This is a genomic window from Dyadobacter sp. LHD-138 (assembly GCF_030929615.1).
Taxonomy (GTDB): domain Bacteria; phylum Bacteroidota; class Bacteroidia; order Cytophagales; family Spirosomataceae; genus Dyadobacter.
The window spans coordinates 42,428-64,374 of the sequence record NZ_JAVFVU010000029.1; the positions used below are offsets into that span (position 1 = coordinate 42,428).

Here is a 21,947-nt window from a genome sequence, read left to right on the forward strand (position 1 = left end):
AAAATACCGGGACAGGAATGAGATAAATTTGGGCCTAAATTTATAACCCGGTTATGAAAAACATAAGAAATCTACTCTTTTATACACTCACGATAGGTGCCTTTTCCATACTCATGTATCTTATCATTATTCAGGGCGAAAAGCTTGAAGCAGGTAAAGTAACCATCGAAAAAATAACAGAGACCAGCTCCCACTGGCACCAGTTCATCGAGACTTATCGGCAGAATATAACCAGTCCGCTTGCCATCCTGCTCTTACAGATCATTACGATCATCATCGTCGCGAGGGCTTTTGGTTATATCTGTAAGAAAATAAAACAACCCACGGTGATCGGGGAAATCGCGGCGGGCATTTTCCTGGGACCGTCTTTTATTGGCATGTATTATCCGGAGTTTTCCGGTTTTTTGTTTCCTGTAAAATCATTGGGAAACCTTCAGTTTCTGAGCCAGATCGGGCTGATCCTTTTCATGTTCGTCATTGGTATGGAACTGGATCTTAAAATACTTAAAAACAAGGCACAGGAAGCCGTTGTCGTAAGTCACGCCAGCATTATTTTCCCTTTTGCGCTGGGTATAGGGCTGGCTTTTGTTATCTACGAACAGTTTGCGCCCAAAGAAGTTAATTTTCTATCCTTCGCCCTTTTTACCGGCATCGCATTGAGTATCACCGCTTTCCCGGTCCTGGCAAGAATCGTTCAGGAGAGGGGTTTGTCTAAAACCAAACTGGGCACCATGGCCATCACCTGTGCTGCCACGGACGATATTACGGCCTGGTGTATCCTGGCTGCCGTTATTGCCATTGTCAAAGCGGGAACCTTCATCAGTTCTGTTTACACGATCCTGATGGCGGCTAGCTATGTACTGATCATGCTGAAAGTGGTGCAGCCTTTTCTCAAAAAACTGGGCGATGTCTATTCTTATAAGGAAGGATTAACCAAACCGGTGGTGGCGGTATTTTTTATCACCTTGCTGGTTTCCTCCTATGTCACCGAAGTGATTGGTATCCATGCCCTTTTTGGCGCATTTATGGCTGGGGTGATTATGCCCGCCAATCAAAATTTCAGGAACATTTTTATTGAAAAAGTAGAAGACGTAGCACTCGTGCTGCTGCTGCCGCTATTTTTTGTATTCACGGGATTAAGAACCCAGATCGGCCTGCTGAACGATCCATATCTTTGGCAGATTACCGCATTAATTATCGCTGCTGCCGTCATTGGAAAATTCGCAGGAAGCTCCTTGGCAGCAAAATTTGTCGGGCAAAACTGGCGTGATAGCCTTATTCTGGGTGCATTAATGAATACCCGCGGACTGATGGAGCTAGTCGTGCTCAATATCGGTTATGACCTGGGTGTTCTAACGCCTGAAATTTTTGCGATGATGGTGATCATGGCACTTGTCACAACCTGCATGACCGGTCCCGCGCTTGATCTGGTCAACCGGTTCCTGCCGGAAAAGAATCCTGAGATTCCCGGGTCGGTGATTGAAACCGGTAAATATACCATTCTTGTGTCTTTCGGCAGCCCGCAGCGCGGCCGATCCATGCTGCGTCTTGCGCACAGTTTTATCAAAAAAGCGCCATCCAATGCGAGCATTACGGCTTTGCATTTATCTCCCAGTAATGACCTGAACCAGTTTAACTCGGAAGAATACGAGCAGGAAAGTTTTGAACCCATCAAACAGGAAGCCAGCAAACTGAATCTTCCGGTTATCACCATGTTCAAACCTTCTCAGAATATTGACAGGGATATCATAGAAACCGCCAACATAGGAAACTTCGATCTGCTACTTGTCGGGATTGGCCACAATGTTTTTGAAGGTACCATTCTGGGGAAAGTGCTGGGCTTCACGACAAAAATCATAAGTCCGGAAAGACTTTACGATACCATTACGGGTAAGGAAAGATTTTTTGATTACAGCGTTTTCGACGACCGCACCAAGCATATTATCAAGTCGGTAAGAATTCCGGTGGGTATTTTTGTTGAAAAAGACCTGCGAAAAATTGAGAACATCTTCATCCCGATTTTCTCACTGAGCGATAGTTTCCTACTGATCTTCGCACAAAAACTGATACACCACAGTGATGCCAGAGTCATTATCCTGGACGCAAGCGGCGTAATCCGGCAAAATCCGGAATTGAAAGAAACCATTTCCGCCATTGAGCAAATTGCGCCAAACCACATTGCGCTGTACCACGATAAGAAAATCGAAAAGGAATTTCTCGAACAGCAGGACCTGATGCTGATCAGCATGGATAGCTGGAAAAAAGCAGTTGAAACGCATAGTTTATGGCTGTCCTATTCGCCATCGGTACTCATGATCAGATCTTAATAGGAAGCTTATTCCCAAAGAGTTAAAAATCTTGAAAATTTAGGTAAATTTACCATCATCACTAACCCCGATAAGCTATGGATCAACGTATTATTAATCTTTTTGACGAATACACACATAAACCACTGACCCGGGATCACTTCCTAAAAAGGCTCGCAGAACTAGCCGGCGGCACTTCTGCTGCGCTGGCATTGCTACCCTTTCTGGAAGTAAATTATGCCAATGCCGCGACCATCGCAGAAAGTGATGATGATATAGTCGTTGAAGATGTCAAATTCGACGGAGACGGTTCGCCCATGGGAGGTTATCTGGCAAGGCCGAAAAAACCGGGTAAATACGGATCGGTCCTGGTCATTCATGAAAACCGGGGCTTAAATCCTCACACCAAAGACATTGCCAGACGTGTGGCCAAAGCCGGTTATATTGCCCTGGCTGCCGACGCGCTGGCACCATTTGGCGGAACACCCGAAAACGAAGATGAAGCCCGGGCGTTATTCGCCAAAATTGATGCCCCGAAAAATCTCAACAATTTCCTCAAAGGGCTCGATTATCTGAAAAGCCGCCCGGAAAGTAATGGTAAAACGGCTTGTATCGGTTTTTGCTGGGGAGGTGCGCTTTCAAACCAGCTCGCCGTTCATTCGCCAACTTTGAAAGCCGCAGTAGCCTATTACGGCCGTCAGCCGGAAGCCGCGGATGCTGCGAAGATCAAAGCGTTTGTCCAGCTGCATTACGGCGGGCTTGACGAACGGATCAATGCCGGGATTCCTGCCTACGAAGCTGCATTAAAGGCAGCCGGTGTCAAATATGAACTTTATGTTTACGAAGGTGCCCAGCATGCATTTTTGAATGATTCCGCACCAACCAGATATAACCCGGAGGCTGCAAAACTGGCCTGGGAAAGAACCCTGACAATTTTCAAAGCGCAAATCTCCTGATGTTTCCTTTGTTATAGCACAAAAAATTCCTTCCCGGCCGGGAAGGAATTTTTTATTTGTAATTTTTAAGATTGCCAATTTTGTCAACCGGCAAGGTTTGCCAGCCCGGTGGTGTCATCATCTGGGTGTCGTCCGGAACAAAATGCCGACTATCCATCATTTTCCAGTTGTAGGGATAAGTATCACCAACCCGGTTGGTATCCGACCAGTTGTACCAGCTGTCCTCTCCTTTCCGCGTTGTTTTTACTTTTACAAAAACGTTACTGTCGAAAAATAACCGCTTGGGTACTGCCGGATCCTGCTTCCAGTAACCGGCCAGTTCGGGATAACGGGTTGCATACGGCGGCTGATCAAATTTTACAGCACTCAGACGTTTGTCTATGATCCCGTCTTTTGCTAGTGAATTTCTGGACCAGGTCTGAAAACGGTTGTCCACGTGTATCCCCAACGGACTGTCAATAAAGAGATTATTGCTGTAAGCGATATCCTGCCCTCCGCCAATCAACACAGGAATCGTGCCCGCTTTGAAAAATATGTTGCCAAAAACTTCCATCCCGCAAGCGCCATCGTCGTGATATACCGCGGAGGTTCTATGGTTGTTTCCAAGGTGATGAAAATAGTTAAATCTTAACTTGTGACCTCTCTCAGAAGGGTCACGGCCGTAATAAAACGCTCCCTGATCATCAATTTCCCGGCAAACGTCGTAGACATTGTTATACTCCAGTACGTGATCATTGCCCTTCAGCAGGATGGCCATGCTCGGCGCATTGTAAATCTCACAATTCGATATCCGGTTTCCTACGCCGTCGATACTTACCGCCGGCCGGTACGATTTTTCAATCCTGTTAAAATCATGTATCCGGCAATTTTCAACACTGTTGCCCGCAGGCGTTAAAGATTTTCTATCACCACCACCAAGACTGACACCCCCCGCCCCGGTATTATAGATATGGCAGTTTACAATCCGATTGTTTTTTCCACCCTGACGATTAAAAGTTGTATTCTCATACATATGCTGATCCAGGCTCCCCAACAGCCTGGAAGCCTCCTGACCACTTCCTTCATGTTTCTGACTCTCAAACGGCGTTATTCCTTTTCCGATAGAAACGGCAAGCGAACCCAGGTTTCTGAAAATACAGTCCGAAATAAGGCAACCTTCCGATCTTTCCATGTAGACACCCATGCCGCGCGAAACCTCGAAAGAAATGTTTTTAAAAGTGATATTTCTCGAACCTTCAATAGCCACCATCGGCTCTTTCAACAGCGATAAATCCAATTTTGTAATCAAAGACGGTAGGTAAAAAAACAATAAGCCTCGCTCCCGGTCCAGATAATACTCACCGTTCTGATCGATTTCTTCCTGGATATTGTAGGCATACCAGCGGTTCCAGGCCTTCCCCGATTCGAATCCGTAAAGATGCGGCTGTACCGTCGTAAAAGTGCCGACAAGTGTATCAATTGCAGCAAGTTTAACGGCATCTTCCGCATAACCATAATTAAAATACCCAGAGATCCAGATGTCATTTGAATGTTTCCAAGCGGCAGGTCTGACGGTACCATAGCTAAACTTCCCGCCGCGGTTTGTCTGGTCCCCATTTCTTACAACCGACCCTTTGTCGAGTACATTCCCCATCAGCACCGTCGAATCATTCGGCCAGCGCGCGAGGCTAGTGGGGTTATCGTTGATAAACAATTCAAGCCAGGACGGCATGTACGGTCTTGAAAAACCTACACTGCGCAAATCTCCAAAATCAGCGATACCAATTTCCCGCAGGTCCAACACCCCTATTTTATTTTGTAAAAATTCCGGAAATTCATTCTTGTATTCCGTTCGGCTTAAACGCAGCACTTTCGTTGGATTAACGGTGATGCCACCCGTAAAAACCACAGTCTCACCTGGCCAGGGCATGATGACCAGGTCCTGGTCATCCTCATTAAATTCCAGTGTTTGACTAAAGCTATAAGTCCCGCCTCTAAGGTAGATAATAGCCGGCTGTATTTTCGATGACAGTGTTCTTGCCGCATCCCGGGCTTTTGCAATGGTAGCAAAAGGGCTTTCCCTGGTTCCTGCATTGTTATCATTTCCATTCAATGACACAAAAAAGGAATCAGCAGCCCGGCTCGCCGAAAAAACGAGAACAAGCAAAAACACAAACACAATTTTATTACTTCCCGCACTGACACTTATTTTCATAAAATGACTCTTTTGGACTTAAATCTGGTTAAGCAATGCATACCCTGGGTACAAAATTCCATTACCCGGAGCGTTTCTGCAACTTTAAATTTCATTAACTACTTATTGGTTCACTACGCATGACGATTGGCGGCAGCAAATGATATCCGATTGCGAAATTAACGCAAACTTCTGATCAGCATGTCTAAGTTTTTTCCACTTGAAACAATAGTACGCAATTCAAAACCGCATGACCGTTTCACCGGGATAGAAAAATAAAACGCATTTCTCAATCAGCAGGGTTCGTCTTTTCATGGGAATTATTAGAGAAGTTAGGACGATATGGCGGTTGGGACGTCAACGAACCCACCGAATTATTTCTACAACCCAAATCGACAAGAATGACTCCCGTTGAGGTATCGATCGGCTAGCTGGCTCCGTATGCCAAACTTCCGTTCAGCCGACTGATCAACTACCCTTGGCATCATGCGTCAAAAAAAAACGAGGATTTTAACCGGAATGACAGAGACGACAGCAAAAAACACCGCCGTGATTTATAAGGATTTTGGGAAAAGAACGCAAAAAAACGACGGGAATAATTATTTAACGGTTAAAATAAAAATTCAAAAAAACTTCATCAAAAACCGTTATGTCTGAATTAATCACATTTTTGCACGTTATCGGAAACCTTTTTCTGGCCGCCATTATTTTATCGGCGTTGCTTTTTTCCACATGCTACTACATAGTGGGATATCTGGTCAGGGAAATAAAAATGGGACCATTTCATAAAAATGGTCCCATTTTCAAAAGAAGATAATCCTTCATTTAATATGCATATTTCGATAAGTCGGGCTGCACTGAACCCGCGAGATAATGCCAATTATGAAATCAGTTTTTGCCGCAGCAAAAATTCAAGCTGGTTGTTTGCATCGATTAATTTTTCAAGCAAATCCCGGTTTTTCTCCCGCAAACTAAAAATTTCATATGCATTTTTGATGATAATCCGTAGCTGTTGCTCATCCCACGGTTTATTCAAATAGTAATAAATGTGACCCTTGTTAACAGCGTCAATAACAGCGGTAATATCTGAGTATCCGGTTAATAGGATTCTGATCGGATCCGTGTATTCCTTTAATACTTCAATTAAAAAATCAACGCCGGTCATCTCCGGCATACGCTGATCTGTGATGATGACATGTACCTTATTTGACTTAAGAACTTCCAGTCCCTCCTTGCCCGAAGTTACGGTTAGTACGTTAAAATCTCTTCTGAATGCTGCTTTAAAAGAATTCAAGTTATTTACTTCATCATCCACATAGAGGATACTTATTTTCTCGGGGCTTTCCATTTTTAAGGTTGTAAACTCTGAAATAAACTTATAAATTCATCTTTCTAAAAATACACGATTATTTTCAAAATACGTAATAATATTTCTACGGTAATTTTAATGTATCCGTACAAATATATATGTTTGATTATAAATTAACATATTCTAAAATTAATAGAACTAAACAACGGCGCTATTGTTACTAAAACAACATAATCTATTCTCTTAATCTCATTTGTACGATAAGAAATACTTCACCAGCGGTTACCTCCGGGCGGCAATGCTGGAATAACTTATCCGCTGGATTATTGTTCTTCTAAAATTATGTTTAGATTGTCAGACCTAAGCGGATTTTTATGAAAATTTCCTGAAAATATAACTGCTCAACGCAAGCTTAAAAAGATGTACCACGATTTAGAGTTAAGTAAAACCTATTTGCCTGTTTTCTTTGAATTAAGCCAGGAGGCCGATAAACAAAAGTTCGACGAAATTATTTCAGCCAATACGGATAAGATAGTTCTTGATTTATTTTCCTCCCAAAAAAAAGAGCTATTCAAGGTCAGAAACCCTAAAAAAAAACTAAGTGCTGCGGATACTGATGCGTTATATACCACATGGATTAAAGGAAAAACCGCAGATCATGAGGGCATTTGGGTCTACTATCCCTGGCTGAACCGCCTGATTCACATACTCAACAGAGAAGAGTTTATTGAACTGAGAACCAGCCGTAATCAGTTCAAAATAACCCCTACCGAGCAGCAAAGTCTGTTCAGTAAGACCATTGGGATAATTGGACTTTCCGTAGGACATGCGGTTGCTCTGAGTGTTGCCACGGAAAGAATATGCAGCAAGCTAAAAATAGCCGATTTTGATACGATCGAATTAAGTAACCTGAACCGGATCAAAACCGGAATTCAAAATATCGGGTTAAATAAATGTGTCGTCACTGCCCGTGAAATTGCGGAAATTGACCCATTCATAGAAATTGAATGTTATCTGGAAGGAGTTACTGAAGATAACATCGAAGCTTTTTTACTGGAAGGCGGCAAACTGGATATCCTTGTTGATGAGTGTGATGAACTGGATATTAAATTGTTATGTCGCAATGAAGCCAAAAAATACAGAATTCCGGTATTGATGGAAACCAGCGATCGGGGGATGCTCGATGTCGAAAGATTTGACATAGAACCAGATCGCCCTATTTTTCATGGCTTAATCGGAGACCTGGACCCTGCTAAGATGAAAAATCTTAGTAATGAACAAAAGATACCACTGATTATCAAGATTGTTGATGCAAAAAACAGCTCATTAAGAGGCAGAGTATCCTTGCTGGAGGTAGGCCAGTCGATTGGCACCTGGCCTCAACTGGCCAGTTCAGTAACTTTGGGAGGGGGTGTAGTCACGGATGTAGCGCGCAGGATACTCTTAAACCAGTACAAGGAATCGGGCCGGTATTATGTAGATACCGAAGCCATAATCAGGGATAAAACGATCGAAAAGGCCGACACGATTCAAAATCCGTTCCAGCCGTTTAACCTTAATGATGCAGCGGCACTTGTTGCTTCATTCGACCACCAGCCGGTTCCATTTAGTCCTGATATTGAAACCATTGAAGAAATCGTCAAGGCAGCATGTCAGGCACCTTCAACAGGGAATGATCAGCCATGGAAATGGTTGTATCGGGAAGGGACATTATTTTTGTTTCACGATATGCACCGCGCCTACTCGTTTGGAAACTTCGATAATATCGCGTCAAACATTTCTTTTGGTGCAGCATTTGAAAATATCATCCTTAAAAGCCATCAGCTTGGCCTTTACGTAAAGAAAAATTTATACCCACTGGATACTTCATCCGCGCTGGTTGCAACAATTCAATTTAGTGAAACGCCTGATGAAGGATTTGAAAAAGTATTTTCGCCCGAGTCGGTAAACATTATTTACGACCGATGTACCAATCGAAATCCATCAGAAGCAGTACCTATTTCTTCTGAGGACTTTGACGCCCTGAAAGCAGCGGCGGAGAGTGTTACGGGTGCCGGGTTAATCATTATAAAAGACGCAGTACAAATGGACGCGCTGGCCGAAATCATTGGAGCGTGCGACCGTATCAGGCTGCTCAATAAAAATGGGCATAAAGATTTTGTGCACAAAGAAATGAAATGGACGAGGGAAGAGGCCGAAAACTCCGCAGATGGAATCGATATCCAGACGCTGGGCATGGACTCCTCACAACTTGCCGCTTTATCCCTTTTAAAAGACAAAGAAATTGTACAGGTGCTTAAATCCATTGACGGCGGTAAAGCCCTGATCGACGTAAGCCGAAAAGTAATTGAATCCGCCTCTGCACTGGGCATAATAACATTACCGGATTATAATCCGAAAAACTTTTTCGAGGGGGGAATTTCCCTTGAACGTCTATGGTTAAAAGCAGAAATGCTTGGCTATGCTATACACCCGCTTATATCTCCATTTTATCTATTCCCCAGAGTGTTGCATGGTAGCAATGAAGGGTTAGATGATGATGAAGGCAGCAAACTACTGGCGCTCCGGCAAAATTTCTTAAATGTAATTCCTTTAAGAAACAACATGGCAGAAGTATTTCTTTTCAAAATTGCCAAGGCTGAGAAACCCGTAGTTAAATCGCTGAGACTACCATTTAATGAAACATTTCATGTAGTTGATAAGAAATCCTGATGATAGCTAGAATTAGAGCATACCGCGCACCTGACGATGTTGAAAACAGTTTGCGATACATTGACGGGCATCGAAAGGTGCTGGAGTCATACGGCGTGAAGCAAGTAACCTCGGCAAACCACACCTGGCTGCACGACCCTAACACGTATGTTATCATTGTTGAGTCTGAAGATGGTGATAAAATATACGGAGGTGGCAGAATACAAATTCGTTCAGTGGATTTAAAAATGCCGATGGAAGATGCCATTGCCAAGGTAGATCCGTCCATATACGGCTATGTTGACGGTTTGGGCAATCATACCATTGGTGAGTTCTGCGGCTTGTTCAATTCTAAAGAAGTAGCCGGTTACGGTATCGGCAGTATATTTCTGGGAAGAATAGGTGTTGCTATTTCCCGTCAGGTGAATGTGCAGTATCTGATGGCCTTGTGCTCACCGGCTACGCTGAGAAACTGTGCAAGAGTCGGTTTTGAAATCATCCGTGAGCTGGGAAACAATGGAACTTTCTATTACCCCAAAGAAGGACTTATCGCAACGGCACTGATCATTAACGATGTTGTGAACCTGCCCTCGGCTATGCCGGATGAAAGAGAAAAAATTTTTGACCTGAGAGCCAATCCAATTCAGCAAGTCATCGAATCCGGGCCTAAAGGTGAAATGAACATCCTTTATGAAACTCAAATTAATTCATCTTATATTACCAGTGAAAAAGTAGAAACGAATTATCAGAAAATAATTTGTTGAAAAATTCTCTCCTTTAAATGAAAACAATAAGAATTATACTTTTCGCAATATTACTTTTTCCATACCCAAATTGTTTCGCTTCCGTAATAGATTTTTATGGAGAGAAATTGGTGGTTGGAAAATCCATAGAAACATTTGAAGATAAAAACAACAGCATGACTTTATCCGAGGTAAAGTCTCAGCAGTTTGAAAAAAGTCATGTCGATTCGCCTAATTTCGGTTTAAGCAATTCTGCATTCTGGGTAAAACTGGAAATGAAGAATCATACACCTGATGATATAATTCTTCTTGAGCTGGCATACCCCATGATCGATTTGTGTCAGTTGTATTCAGGAGAAACCGGGGAACTTTTACAAAAAAACTCTGAGAATGAACCCTTTGGTGCCAGAAAAATTAACAATCCCAATTTTATTTTCGAATTAAAAATTCCTCCCGGGGCAACTAAAACTTTCTTTCTTAAAATCCAGGGAACAGAACAACTGATTATCCCATTTGTCCTGCATACGCCAAAAGGCTTCTACGATGCTTCCCTGTATAAAGAAATTCTGACAGGCATACAAATAGGTATTCTTCTGGTTATGATTTTGTATAATCTCTTTGTATACTTTTCAGTCAGGGAAAGAAGCTATCTATACTATGTATTGTATATATTTTTCATAGGTCTTACACAACTTACACTATCCGGCTATACATTCAAATACCTTTGGTCAAATACGCCGGCGTTCAACAATCTTGCCTACGTAATGTTTCCTTCATTGGCTGGCTTGTTTACTATTTTATTTATTAAAAACTTCTTACACACCAGAACCAAATCTCCGGTGCTGCATCACCTGTTGACGGTCGTAACCTGTGGCTATATGCTTGCCCTGGTATTCAGAGTGATGGGCTATGATCTGATTAGTTACCGCCTTGTTGACTATTCTGCCTTATCCGGAACCATTTGCACCCTTGTGCTGGCAATTTCCCTTTCTTTGCAGAATTACCGGCCGGCCAAGTTTTTCCTATTTGCCTGGCTGATGTTTTTAACGGGATTAATTTTCTACATTATTCGGAATCTTAATATTTTACCCTATAATGATTTTACCAATTACAGCATGCAGGTGGGAACCGTTTTCGAAGTAATTCTTCTTTCCTTTGCACTGGCTGATAAAATTAACATCCTGAAAAAGGAACGGGAATTTTCTCAGGAACAGGCACTACGTGTTTCTTTGGAAAACCAAAAAATCGTGAAAGAGCAGAATATCGTTCTTGAAAAAAGGGTCGATGAAAGAACCCTTGAGCTGAGGCAGGCAAACGCGGATCTGAACGATACGCTCAACAAGCTGAAAGATGCGCAGACACAACTGATCGAATCCGAAAAAATGGCTTCTTTGGGACAGTTGACCGCCGGTATTGCGCATGAGATCAATAATCCGATTAACTTCGTGAGTTCAAACATCCGGCCACTGAGGCGGGATATTGATGATGTGATTACAATTCTGGATTCATATGATGAAATTCCAAATATTGATTCACTGGAAGGTGTAAAACAGAAAATGGTGCAGATTGAAAAGCTCAAAGATGAATTTGATCTGGATTATATCAAAACAGAATTGGGACTTTTACTCACGGGAATGGAAGACGGCGCGCGCCGCACTGTAGAAATAGTGAAAGGATTAAAGATCTTTTCAAGAGTAGATGAATCAGACCTGAACTTTGTTAATATAAATGAAGGAATTGAGTCGACCCTGGTCATACTAAACTATCAGATGGGGACGAACATGACCCTGATAAAAGATCTTGGCAGTATTCCAAACGTGGAGTGTTACGGTGGTAAAATGAACCAGGTATTTATGAATATCCTTACCAATTCCATTTATGCCGTTCAGAAAGGTGATCTCACTGACCGAAAACCAATGATTAGTGTACGAACATTTTTGAAAGATAACGAACACGTAACCATTTCGATAAAAGACAACGGGATGGGCATGAGTGCTGCCGTCAAGGCCAAAATTTATGATCCTTTTTTTACGACGAAGGACGTCGGCGAAGGGACAGGATTGGGGTTATCGATCGTTTTCAAAATTATAGAGGTACATCACGGAACAATAGAAGTAATATCAGAAGTCAACCAGGGGACCGAATTTGTTATTACACTCCCGATAACTAAAAAACTAGCGCTACCACAATCTCAATGAGTGATAGAAAAATAAGCATATTATACATAGACGACGAAGAGCATAACCTGCAATCGTTTAAAGCATCGTTTCGGAAACAGTATGACATTACCACTACAATATCGGTTGTAGAGGCAGAAGAGATTATGGAAAAGCAAGAATTCCATGTGATTCTTGCCGACCAAAGGATGCCGGGTATGACAGGGGTCCAGTTTTTTGAAAAAATAAGGAGCAAGTTTCCTGAGTCCATCCGGATTCTGATAACCGGTCATACAGACATCAGTGCCGCAATTGATGCCATCAACAAGGGTGAGGTTTTCAGGTTTATCGATAAACCCTGGGATTACACCTACGTTGAAAATGCAATCACGCACGCCTATGATATTTTCAAAACCCGGGCTGAATTAAAACAAAGGAACCAGGACCTTCAAAAGGCCTACGAAGAGCTTGATAAATTTGTATACAGCGCTTCTCACGATTTGCGCGCGCCGCTGATGTCGGTGCTTGGGATTGTAAACCTGGCTTTAATGGAGGAAGATGTCCAGTCGCAGAATGAATATCTGGACCTGATCAAACAATCGGTTAAAAAGCTCGATACTTTTATTATCAACATCATCGACTATTATAAAAACGCCAGAGGTGTTCAGTCCATTGCTGAAATTAATTTCCAGCAACTGGTCAATGACGTTACCGAAGCGATCAAATTTTTACCTGAATTCGAAAGAATTAATGTGATCACCAATATCAGCCAAACCGGTGTTTTCTATTCCGACACGATGAAATTACGGATCATATTTAATAACCTGATTACCAATGCGGTGAAATTTCAGGACACCACCAAGGAAAATCCGTTTATAAAACTGACGATCAACGCTACCCCGGAACATACGAAAATCACTTTTGAGGATAACGGATTGGGTATAAAAAAGAATGATGTTGAAAAAATATTTAAAATGTTCTACCGAGCCGGGGCTACCAACAGCGGATCTGGAATAGGACTATACATTGTTCATGAAGCCATCACAAAACTGGAAGGGACAATAAATGTAACCTCAACACTTGGCGAAGGGAGTATTTTCCAAATAGATATTCCTTCAGTAAATAAATAGAAACTATGACTAATCAATTTGATTTTATCTTAATTGATGATAGCGCTTTTGATTTATTTATTTACGAAAAATTAATTTTTAAAAGTGGTATCGGCAATTCCGTCAAGGCTTTCAATGCCGCACAGGATGCTTTGGATTTTCTTGTAGAGGAAGGTGAAAATCTTCCCAAAACTGTTATTTTGCTTGATCTTCAAATGCCGGGAATGAACGGTTTTGAATTTATCGAACAATTTGACCTGCTGCCCGAATCGTTAAAAAATAAAACCAGGATTTACATGCTTTCTTCTACAATCGACACACGCGACATAGAAAAAGCCAAAGCAAGCCTGCATATTATTGACTTGCTTTCAAAACCATTGGAAATCGGCTTGTTAAAGTCTATCTTGCAGGAGTAAACGCTCTGGTAAGATAGACTTTGTAAGTCATACTGCTCAGACGCGCACTTTCTCAAAGCTTCCATACACACAACGCTTTTGTCAGGTAACTCCCGCACACTTTTTTTAACGGAAGAGCGACCGGTTTTTCTCAATTTGTAACTTAATGCAACACACCAGACATACCCGCTGGCTGTACATCGCTAAGCATGTTTTTTATTTATAACTAAATCATGTTTATTTATAAATAATTTAAAAAAACAAATACATCCTCGCTATCAGGTATATTTTTAATAAGAGATTTCTCTCATTATCATAAACATCTAATTATTCATAACCCCGCATGAGAACTGACAGTCAGACCTTAACAGAAATTAAAAAATTACATGATCAGTACGTACAGGAAGTAGAATTTAGTGGTATTAAACCCCTGTCTATTGAGATTTACAAATCGCATTCCAAGAATTTTGTCAGATGGATCGGAGGCGATTTTGTGCCTGGTTCTAAATTAAAAAAGACCGCAGCAGGCATTAAAACCCCGCCACAGGACGACTCTCTTTAATTTAATTCGACTATTAAAATCCCGTTTTTCGTCCCTATTAATAGCCTGCCGCGAGTAGAAATTATCAATTTCTTTACTTAGCTTTGAGTAAGGGTTTAAATTCACCTTACATCAGCTTTTAAAGACAAAATTCAATACCAGGACCCATGATATTCGCATTGCTTAATTTTCTTAAAGGACGTTTTGACAAAGAATCCATTCAGGCTGCAAAATCCAGCGAAAAACGTATGTCACGCCAGGAAGCATTCCAACAAATGAGGGAACTTGCTAAAAAATCCGGCAAAAAATAATGGTTAATGATAGATCGTTCATGTTCACCATCAACAATTTATGATTAACCATTATTCGTTAAAAATCAGCATCCTTGCCCATAGTAGGCATCCTTCCCGTGTTTACGGAAAAAGTGTTTGTCAATCAGACTTTGTTTAATCGTCGTTATGGCCGGATTGATCTGTAAGGTCAGAAATGCCATCTTCGCAATTTCCTCCAGAACAATGGCATTATAAACTGCCTTGGCCGGATCTTTCCCCCAGGTAAAAGGCCCGTGACAAGCCACGAGCACCATTTCAACTTCTTCGGGGCTCAGCGATTCTTTCGTAAAAAGATCCAGGATCTGATTGCCGGTTTCATGTTCATAATCGCCCAGAATCATTTCATCCGTCATTACCTCCGTTACCGGAACCGGCGATACCAGGTGGTCCGCATGCGTAGTACCCAGATTCGGGATCGCGCGGTGCGCTTGTGCCCAGGCCACAGCATAGGTGGAATGTGTATGACAAACCCCTCCTATCGAAGGGAAATTTCTGTACAACAAAGTGTGTGTTTTGGTATCCGATGAGGGCCGCATGGAACCTTCCACCAGCACATTATCCAAATCCACGATCACAATGTCCTCCACTTTTAGCCTATGGTAAGGCACACCACTGGGTTTAATGGCTATGACACCGGCAGCGCGGTCGATCCCGCTCACATTGCCAAAGGTGACGATGGCAAGCTCCTCGCGTGGAATTTCCATATTGGCCTCATAGACCAGCTCTTTCAAATAAGTATATGACATTTTCTGATTATTTGCCTCTGACTGGTATTATTTTCACTTGTAGTACGCTTCGCTCCACCGCAATTCATTTTTGAACTGACGAAGTTTTGTATCCTGATCAATGACGACAAGCTCAACACCCATCATTTCTGCAAATGTCTCCATGTGCTCAGTCGTCAGGTTCTGGCTATACACGGTGTGGTGGGCGCCTCCGGCATAAATCCAGGCGGCACAAGCTGTTTTCATATCCGGTGCAGGTTTCCAAAGTGCCCTTGCCACCGGTAATTTGGGCAATGCCTCCTCTACTGTCACGGCTTCCACTTCATTGACAAGAATCCTGAAACGGTTACCCATGTCAATAAGCGAAACATTGATGGCAGGTCCGGCCAGTGCATTAAAAACCAGACGTACGGGATCTTCTTTACCGCCAATACCCAGCGCATGGATCTCACAGGAAGGTTTTCCGGCCGCAATACTTGGACAAATTTCCAGCATGTGAGAGCCCAGAACGAGGTTATTTGTCGGATTAAAATGATACGTATAGTCTTCCATAAAAGAATTTCCACCCGGTAATCCGCTGCCCATCACTTTAAGTGCGCGCACCATCGCAGAGGTTTTCCAGTCACCCTCACCCGCATAGCCATAACCCGCAGCCATCAGACGTTGGGAGCCGATACCCGGTAATTGTTTCATCCCGTACAAGTCTTCAAAGGTGTTAGTGTAACCTTTGAAACCGCCTTCTTCAAGAAAGTGCTTCATGCCGAGCTCAATGCGGGCAGCATCCCGCAAAGCAGTATGTTTTTCACCGCCGTTGTGCAGCGAAGCTACCAAACTGTAACTGTTTTCATATTCTTCCGTCAACAGATTCACGGCTTCATCCGAAACCTGATTGATCACGGAAACAAGGTCGCCGACCGCATACGTGTTTACCGAAAAGCCAAATGCCATTTCAGCGGCCACTTTATCACCATCCGTAACAGCAACCTGACGCATGTTATCACCGAAACGCGCAAATTTCGCGCCTTTCATATCGTGTCTGGCCGCGGCCACTCTCGACCAGTCCGCGATGGCGCCGATGACATCATTTTGCTGCCAGTGACCCACAACCACTTTTCTGTTCAGCCGCATTCTGGTCATGATGAAACCAAACTCACGGTCGCCGTGCGCCGACTGGTTCAGGTTCATAAAATCCATATCAATATCCGCCCACGGAATATCCCGGTTGTACTGCGTGTGCAAGTGCAGCAATGGTTTTTGCAGGATCTGCAAACCGCGAATCCACATTTTGGCGGGAGAAAAAGTATGCATCCAGGTTACGATGCCGATGCAATTCTCTGCTACGTTCGCATCCTGGCAGATCCGGTGTATTTCATCAGTTGATTTTACGACGGGTTTAAAAATAACCCGGACCGGTATTTCTGCTTTTTGGTCAAAAAACTGGCTGATTATCCTGGAGTGCTCGTCCACCTGGCGAAGTGTTTCTTCCCCGTATAAATCCTGGCTGCCTGTGACAAACCAAATTTCAAACTGTTTTAAATCCAACATTGATAAGGAATCTATATTTAATAATCTGAAATGGAATACGCTCCATTTAGGCTGTTTTCAAATCCAAGGCCTTTTTGGCTTTCATCTCGTTTTCAATAAACCCACCAGCCGTAAGGTATTTTTTATATATTTTTTGATATATGTCGGCAACTTCCGGCCTTGGATGATATTCGGCATCAAACCCTGAACTCATCGCCTGCTGCGCTTCCGCCAGCGTAGCATAAACGCCGGATGCAACAGCAGCAAACATAGCGGCGCCCAAAGCACAGGCCTGGTCGGACGACGCGACCTTGATTGGCATGTTCAGGACATCAGACAGTGTCTGCATCACAAAGGCGGATTTTTTGGCGACCCCGCCAATGGCAATAACTTCATGGATCGGCACGCCCTCGCTTCGGAAACGATCGACGATATTTTTTGAACCATAAGCGGTTGCCTCCACCAGGGCTTTAAAAACACGAGCGCTGTCACTGGCCAGATTTAATCCAAAAATTGCACCCTTCAGCGTGTGGTTTGCGTCGGGGGTACGTCTGCCGTTCAACCAGTCAATGGCGACGATATCGTTTTCTGTTACCGGTAAAAGTGAGGCCTGGTGTGCCAAATGCGGAAGCAGTTTATCGGACAATTCTTTGGCGGCATCAGCACCTAAAAGTTCAGCCACCGGTGCGGTGATCAGTTTGGAAAACCAGGCATAGATATCGCCGAATGCTGACTGTCCCGCCTCCATTCCCAGCATACCGGGAACAATGGAACCATCCACCTGCCCGCAGATACCGTGGATCAGCAAATGCCCGATTTCTTCATTGGGAGCCACCAGCATATCGCAGGTTGAAGTGCCGATAACCTTGCATAAAGAATACGGTTCAATCAGCGCACCAACCGCACCCATATGGCAATCGAACGCGCCTACACCGATAACGACATCAGCCGGGATTCCCAGTTTTTCAGCCCATTGCGCAGAAATTGTGCCCATGGGCTTATCAGAAGTTTCCGTTTCAGAAAATAGCCGTTCACGCAAACCGCCTAAAAGAGGGTCCAGCGCTACAAAAAAATCTTCGGCGGGAAGTCCCTCAAAATCGTTGTGCCATAAGGCTTTATGACCGGCTGCACACCGTGACCTCCGCATGGTCAACGGATCCGTTTGCCCTGTCAGTTCTGCCGAAATCCAGTCACAATGCTCCACCCAGGAAAATGCTTTTTCCCGGACGGCTTCATCAACCCTCAGGGTTTTTAATATCTTGGCCCAGAACCATTCCGAAGAATATATTCCGCCTACATATTTGGTATAGTCAATCTCCCAGCTGTGTGCGAGCGCATTGATTTCCTCGGCTTCGGCATTCGCCGTGTGGTCTTTCCAGAGAATAAACATACCGTTGGGGTTTTCCGAAAATTCCGGCAGCATGGCCAAAGGAGTTCCCCGTTCATTCACAGCCACGGGCGTAGAACCCGTCGTATCGATGGAAATACCCGTTATATTTTCTCTGACCTCCGCGCTGACATTTTTCAACGCATCTTTGACCGATGCTTCCAGCCCTTCCAGATAATCAAGCGGATGCTGTCGGAAACGCGAGATCGAAGGATCGCAGTATTTGCCCGCTTTCCAACGGGGATATTCAAAAACCGCCGTTCCGGCCGCCTCACCGGTATGTGCATTAACCACCAGCGCTCTTACGGAATCCGTACCGTAATCAATTCCAATTACATATTTATTTTTCATATCGAGTCACTGACCGCGAAATAAGGTTTATAGAAATACGATGCGTTAAAACTTTCTGAGTTCCTTGACGGGTACGATTACCAATTTCAGCCTACCGCCACACTTTATAAAGCATAAAGCCTTTTATAAATAATCAGTTCGTAAATATAATATATTTTATTTATAGTGTATAATTGACACAATTAAATTGTTAGTTAAGCAAAAAATCAAAGCGATTTTCAAGCACTATAAAAATTGCTGTTTGCGCAACCTCAGGACTACACTGGCTTCATGGAATCCGGCATAAAATTCCAGAAGGCATGGAATTTCTCTTTGTAACGAACGGTATCCAGTTTGTACAACGTCGCTTTTTTTGTCGTTGAATTGCTGCTTTTATGCCCTGTATCGATTAGTAACCCCGTTGAAAGCAGTTTCCGGCTGAAATTCCGCCGGTCGAGTGGTGTGTTATAAATGGCTTCGTACAGTTTCTGCAACTGCGGGATAGAAAAGAACTCAGGCAAAAGTTCAAAACCAATCGGATGCAGCGCAGCTTTATAACGCAGATGTTCGATAGCCCGCATGACCATTTGCTCGTGATCAAAAATCAGCTGCGGGCGCTTATCCAGACTTATCCAGGAAGCGTTGTGGCTTCTCACGGCCTCAGCATCGTGCTCTTCGATCTGAATCAAGGCAAAAAATACGACGGAAACTGTACGCTCCGCAGGGTCTCGGTTAACCTTACCGAAGACTTCCAGCTGCTCCACATAAACATCTTTAAGCCCCGTCAGGTCAAAAAGAATCCTTGAAGCACCGGCTTCCAGATCTTCTTCTTCTTTCAGAAAACCGCCCATCAACGACCATTTACCCATTTCTGGCTCAAAATTTCTTTTGATCAGGAGTAATTTTATATCTTTCCCATCAAACCCAAAAATGATACAGTCAATCGCAAGTAAGATTCTGGACGATAGAGGATAACTATACATACTATTTAAAACTTATATTCGGACACATGATCCGGGCAAATTAAAAAGTAAATGCCAGACTTTCGAAATTGATCAAAAAAATTACGCTTTATTACCTGAAAGTTATCAGAAACTACAAAAACAAACAGATTTCTTAATACAAAATTTCCCCCGGGGAAGATTATTACATTGATTTTTGCAAAAAATTTTGCCCGCAGGCCACTCCTGTTGTTTTAATAACCGAATTTTAACTATCCTTACCGTCAGAATTCTGACGCATTTTATTTATGGAATTCATTCGTTTATCTGTTCTGGCTTTACTTTTCACCAGCACTGTTTATGCCCAAAGTCCTGTCCGTTATACCACGGCGCAGGCGCATTCTCACAACGACTACGAGCAAAACATTCCGTTTTTACGTGCTTACAATCAACAATTTGGCTCTATTGAAGCGGACATATTTTTAAGAAACGACAGTATTTTTGTCGCGCATGAGCAAGAACACATTACTGCTAAAAACACCCTTTCCAGTCTTTATTTAAAACCATTGCTCGCACAGTTTGAAAAGAATAACGGACAAATTTACCCCGACAAGAGCCAGCCCCTCCAGCTCCTTATCGATTTAAAAACACCCGGTAAGGAAACAATTCCGGTATTGATCCGGGAGCTGCAACCCTATTTGAAAGTATTTGCTCCCGCCGGTCCCGTAAAAATTGTGTTAAGCGGAGATGTCCCGGCGCCACAGGAATTTAGTCAATACCCGGATTACTTGTTTTTTGACGGACGACCTGAAATTAATTATTCCAAAACACAGCTTGAAAGAATTGGGCTGATCAGCCAGTCTTTCGGTCATTATACCAAGTGGAATGGTAAAGGGATATTGGTAAAAAAGGAAAAGGAAGCGCTTGAGGCCGTGATGAAGCATGTGCATGATCAGGGCAAAAAAATCCGCTTCTGGGGAACGCCTGACAACATCAACGCGTGGAAAATGCTTATGAATATGGGGATCGACTATCTGAATACGGATAAGGTGGAAGAGCTTGGCCCCTATTTGCGCAACCGTGCCGACGCTGAATATACCTCACCAAAAGCCCAGCCCGTATACAAACCCACCTATCGCAACAACGATAAACTTTCCAAGGTAAAAAATATCATTTTGCTCATTGGAGACGGTATGGGGCTAACCCAGATTTATTCGGGCCTGACGGCAAATCATGGCGAGCTTAATCTTGCACAATTTCTCAACATTGGGTTTTCGAAAACGAGTGCTGCTGATAGTTACATTACCGATTCCGCCGCTGGTGCAACGGCGATGGCTACCGGTAAAAAAGCCAGAAACCGTGCAATTGGTGTGGACACCAACAATATTCCGTTGAAAAACTTACCGGATATCATCAGGCCATTGGGCATTAAAACGGGATTGATATCAGCCGGGAGCATTACCGATGCCACCCCAGCCGCATTTTATGCGCATCAGCCGGAGAGAAGCCTGGATAGCCTTATTGCTCATGACTATCTGAAATCCTCCGTGGAAATTATGATCGGCGGCGGTGCGGCTATGTTCAACAAGGAAAAGGTTTCTGATTCGCTTCGTGTGAAAGGTTTTCAGGTTTCCAATCACTGGCAGGATCTGGCTTCGCTCAAAGCGCCCTTTGTGTTACTGGATGATTCCAAAACCGTTTCGATGCAAAAAGGTCGGGGCAATTTCCTGACAGAAGCATTTAACAAAACGCAGCAAACATTATCGAAAAACCCAAAAGGATTTTTTATGATGGCTGAGGGTGCGCAGATCGATTACGGCGGACACGTCAATAAAATCCCTTATGTCGTGACTGAAATGCTGGATTTTGACCAGCTCATCGGTGAGGCTTTACGCTTTGCTGACAGCAATGGTGAAACCCTGGTGATCGTCACGGCCGACCATGAAACAGGTGGATTGACCCTATTGGATGGCGATTTGAAAAAAGGTTACGTAGACGGGCATTTCAGTACCAACGATCACACGGCTGTCATGGTACCGGTTTTCGCTTATGGTCCCCATGCTTTGGATTTCAGGGGTGTTTATGAAAACACTGAAATCTTCCACAGGATCCTTGCCATTTTTAACAAATACAACAAGAAGTAATACGGATTGAAATTAATACAATCGTCAAAGAGGATGCCTTGAAATAAGGCATCCTCTTTTTCATTCACGGAATATTACCATAATTATCTTTCCGTAATATTTGTAATAATTTCATTATTTATAGACAATACATAACGCTAAAACGATTTATCATTTTAAATTATCTTTTCGTTAAATCTTAACGA

At 43.2% G+C, this 21,947-nt stretch carries 16 protein-coding genes; 10 read left to right on the forward strand and 6 right to left on the reverse strand.

What is annotated here, in order from left to right; genetic code table 11:
* The first annotated feature begins 53 nt into the window (after positions 1–53).
* A complete protein-coding gene (locus RB622_RS20315) occupies positions 54–2,327 on the forward strand; it encodes a cation:proton antiporter (protein WP_308048467.1) in 2,274 nt (757 codons plus the stop codon).
* Between the two features lie 77 nt (positions 2,328–2,404).
* On the forward strand, positions 2,405–3,262 hold the full coding sequence (locus tag RB622_RS20320) for a dienelactone hydrolase family protein (protein ID WP_308048469.1): 858 nt from the start codon (positions 2,405–2,407) through the stop codon (positions 3,260–3,262).
* A 52-nt stretch (positions 3,263–3,314) separates the two neighbouring features.
* On the opposite strand, the gene RB622_RS20325 is transcribed toward RB622_RS20320, so the two are convergent.
* Positions 3,315–5,456, reverse strand: a complete 2,142-nt coding sequence (locus RB622_RS20325) for a right-handed parallel beta-helix repeat-containing protein (protein WP_308048470.1) — start codon at positions 5,454–5,456, stop codon at positions 3,315–3,317.
* Between the two features lie 859 nt (positions 5,457–6,315).
* Positions 6,316–6,783 carry a response regulator gene (locus RB622_RS20330; RefSeq protein ID WP_090335046.1) on the reverse strand — a complete coding sequence of 156 codons (468 nt, stop codon included), beginning with the start codon at positions 6,781–6,783 and terminating at the stop codon, positions 6,316–6,318.
* Between the two features lie 381 nt (positions 6,784–7,164).
* Here RB622_RS20330 and RB622_RS20335 point away from each other — a divergent pair, with 381 nt between their 5' ends.
* The 7 genes from RB622_RS20335 to RB622_RS20365 all read left to right on the forward strand — a co-directional run bounded on the left by RB622_RS20335 (position 7,165) and on the right by RB622_RS20365 (position 14,690).
* Positions 7,165–9,456: an Rv1355c family protein gene (locus RB622_RS20335; RefSeq protein WP_308048471.1), complete on the forward strand. Its 2,292-nt coding sequence runs from the start codon at positions 7,165–7,167 to the stop codon at positions 9,454–9,456.
* Positions 9,456–10,199 carry a hypothetical protein gene (locus RB622_RS20340; protein WP_308048472.1) on the forward strand — a complete coding sequence of 248 codons (744 nt, stop codon included), beginning with the start codon at positions 9,456–9,458 and terminating at the stop codon, positions 10,197–10,199. Before RB622_RS20335 ends, RB622_RS20340 begins: the two co-directional genes overlap by 1 nt.
* A 17-nt stretch (positions 10,200–10,216) precedes the next feature.
* Positions 10,217–12,376: a 7TM diverse intracellular signaling domain-containing protein gene (locus RB622_RS20345; RefSeq protein ID WP_308048473.1), complete on the forward strand. Its 2,160-nt coding sequence runs from the start codon at positions 10,217–10,219 to the stop codon at positions 12,374–12,376.
* Positions 12,373–13,464 carry a hybrid sensor histidine kinase/response regulator gene (locus RB622_RS20350; protein ID WP_308048474.1) on the forward strand — a complete coding sequence of 364 codons (1,092 nt, stop codon included), beginning with the start codon at positions 12,373–12,375 and terminating at the stop codon, positions 13,462–13,464. The genes RB622_RS20345 and RB622_RS20350 overlap by 4 nt, the downstream gene beginning before the upstream one ends.
* A 5-nt stretch (positions 13,465–13,469) precedes the next feature.
* Positions 13,470–13,859: a response regulator gene (locus RB622_RS20355; protein ID WP_308048475.1), complete on the forward strand. Its 390-nt coding sequence runs from the start codon at positions 13,470–13,472 to the stop codon at positions 13,857–13,859.
* Between the two features lie 322 nt (positions 13,860–14,181).
* Positions 14,182–14,400 (forward strand): hypothetical protein, encoded by a 219-nt coding sequence (locus RB622_RS20360; RefSeq protein ID WP_308048476.1) that lies wholly within the window; start codon positions 14,182–14,184, stop codon positions 14,398–14,400.
* Between the two features lie 146 nt (positions 14,401–14,546).
* A complete protein-coding gene (locus RB622_RS20365) occupies positions 14,547–14,690 on the forward strand; it encodes a hypothetical protein (RefSeq protein ID WP_308048477.1) in 144 nt (47 codons plus the stop codon).
* A 65-nt stretch (positions 14,691–14,755) separates the two neighbouring features.
* Here the strand turns inward: RB622_RS20365 and RB622_RS20370 are convergent, their stop codons facing one another.
* The 4 genes from RB622_RS20370 to RB622_RS20385 all read right to left on the reverse strand — a co-directional run bounded on the left by RB622_RS20370 (position 14,756) and on the right by RB622_RS20385 (position 19,660).
* Entirely contained in the window at positions 14,756–15,457 is a 702-nt protein-coding gene (locus RB622_RS20370; RefSeq protein WP_308048479.1) for an L-ribulose-5-phosphate 4-epimerase, read from the reverse strand.
* Between the two features lie 33 nt (positions 15,458–15,490).
* Positions 15,491–16,981, reverse strand: a complete 1,491-nt coding sequence (gene araA, locus RB622_RS20375) for an L-arabinose isomerase (protein WP_308048480.1) — start codon at positions 16,979–16,981, stop codon at positions 15,491–15,493.
* A gap of 46 nt (positions 16,982–17,027) precedes the next feature.
* Complete coding sequence (locus tag RB622_RS20380) at positions 17,028–18,698, reverse strand: ribulokinase (protein WP_308048481.1); 1,671 nt, start codon at positions 18,696–18,698, stop codon at positions 17,028–17,030.
* Between the two features lie 257 nt (positions 18,699–18,955).
* The gene (locus tag RB622_RS20385; RefSeq protein ID WP_308048482.1) at positions 18,956–19,660 is read right to left on the reverse strand and encodes an NrtR DNA-binding winged helix domain-containing protein; all 705 of its coding nucleotides are present in this window, start codon (positions 19,658–19,660) and stop codon (positions 18,956–18,958) included.
* Positions 19,661–19,926: 266 nt separating this feature from the next.
* Here RB622_RS20385 and RB622_RS20390 point away from each other — a divergent pair, with 266 nt between their 5' ends.
* Complete coding sequence (locus tag RB622_RS20390) at positions 19,927–21,762, forward strand: alkaline phosphatase (protein ID WP_308048483.1); 1,836 nt, start codon at positions 19,927–19,929, stop codon at positions 21,760–21,762.
* The last annotated feature ends 185 nt before the right edge of the window (positions 21,763–21,947 follow it).

Coding starts and splice junctions, on each gene's coding strand:
- RB622_RS20360 (WP_308048476.1), top strand. CDS start 14,182: ATGAGAACTGACAGTCAGACCTTAACAGAAATTAAAAAATTACATGAT.
- RB622_RS20370 (WP_308048479.1), bottom strand. CDS start 15,457: ATGTCATATACTTATTTGAAAGAGCTGGTCTATGAGGCCAATATGGAA.
- RB622_RS20340 (WP_308048472.1), top strand. CDS start 9,456: ATGATAGCTAGAATTAGAGCATACCGCGCACCTGACGATGTTGAAAAC.
- RB622_RS20325 (WP_308048470.1), bottom strand. CDS start 5,456: ATGAAAATAAGTGTCAGTGCGGGAAGTAATAAAATTGTGTTTGTGTTT.
- RB622_RS20385 (WP_308048482.1), bottom strand. CDS start 19,660: ATGTATAGTTATCCTCTATCGTCCAGAATCTTACTTGCGATTGACTGT.
- RB622_RS20355 (WP_308048475.1), top strand. CDS start 13,470: ATGACTAATCAATTTGATTTTATCTTAATTGATGATAGCGCTTTTGAT.
- RB622_RS20320 (WP_308048469.1), top strand. CDS start 2,405: ATGGATCAACGTATTATTAATCTTTTTGACGAATACACACATAAACCA.
- RB622_RS20365 (WP_308048477.1), top strand. CDS start 14,547: ATGATATTCGCATTGCTTAATTTTCTTAAAGGACGTTTTGACAAAGAA.
- RB622_RS20345 (WP_308048473.1), top strand. CDS start 10,217: ATGAAAACAATAAGAATTATACTTTTCGCAATATTACTTTTTCCATAC.
- RB622_RS20350 (WP_308048474.1), top strand. CDS start 12,373: ATGAGTGATAGAAAAATAAGCATATTATACATAGACGACGAAGAGCAT.
- RB622_RS20380 (WP_308048481.1), bottom strand. CDS start 18,698: ATGAAAAATAAATATGTAATTGGAATTGATTACGGTACGGATTCCGTA.
- RB622_RS20315 (WP_308048467.1), top strand. CDS start 54: ATGAAAAACATAAGAAATCTACTCTTTTATACACTCACGATAGGTGCC.
- araA (WP_308048480.1), bottom strand. CDS start 16,981: ATGTTGGATTTAAAACAGTTTGAAATTTGGTTTGTCACAGGCAGCCAG.
- RB622_RS20330 (WP_090335046.1), bottom strand. CDS start 6,783: ATGGAAAGCCCCGAGAAAATAAGTATCCTCTATGTGGATGATGAAGTA.
- RB622_RS20390 (WP_308048483.1), top strand. CDS start 19,927: ATGGAATTCATTCGTTTATCTGTTCTGGCTTTACTTTTCACCAGCACT.
- RB622_RS20335 (WP_308048471.1), top strand. CDS start 7,165: ATGTACCACGATTTAGAGTTAAGTAAAACCTATTTGCCTGTTTTCTTT.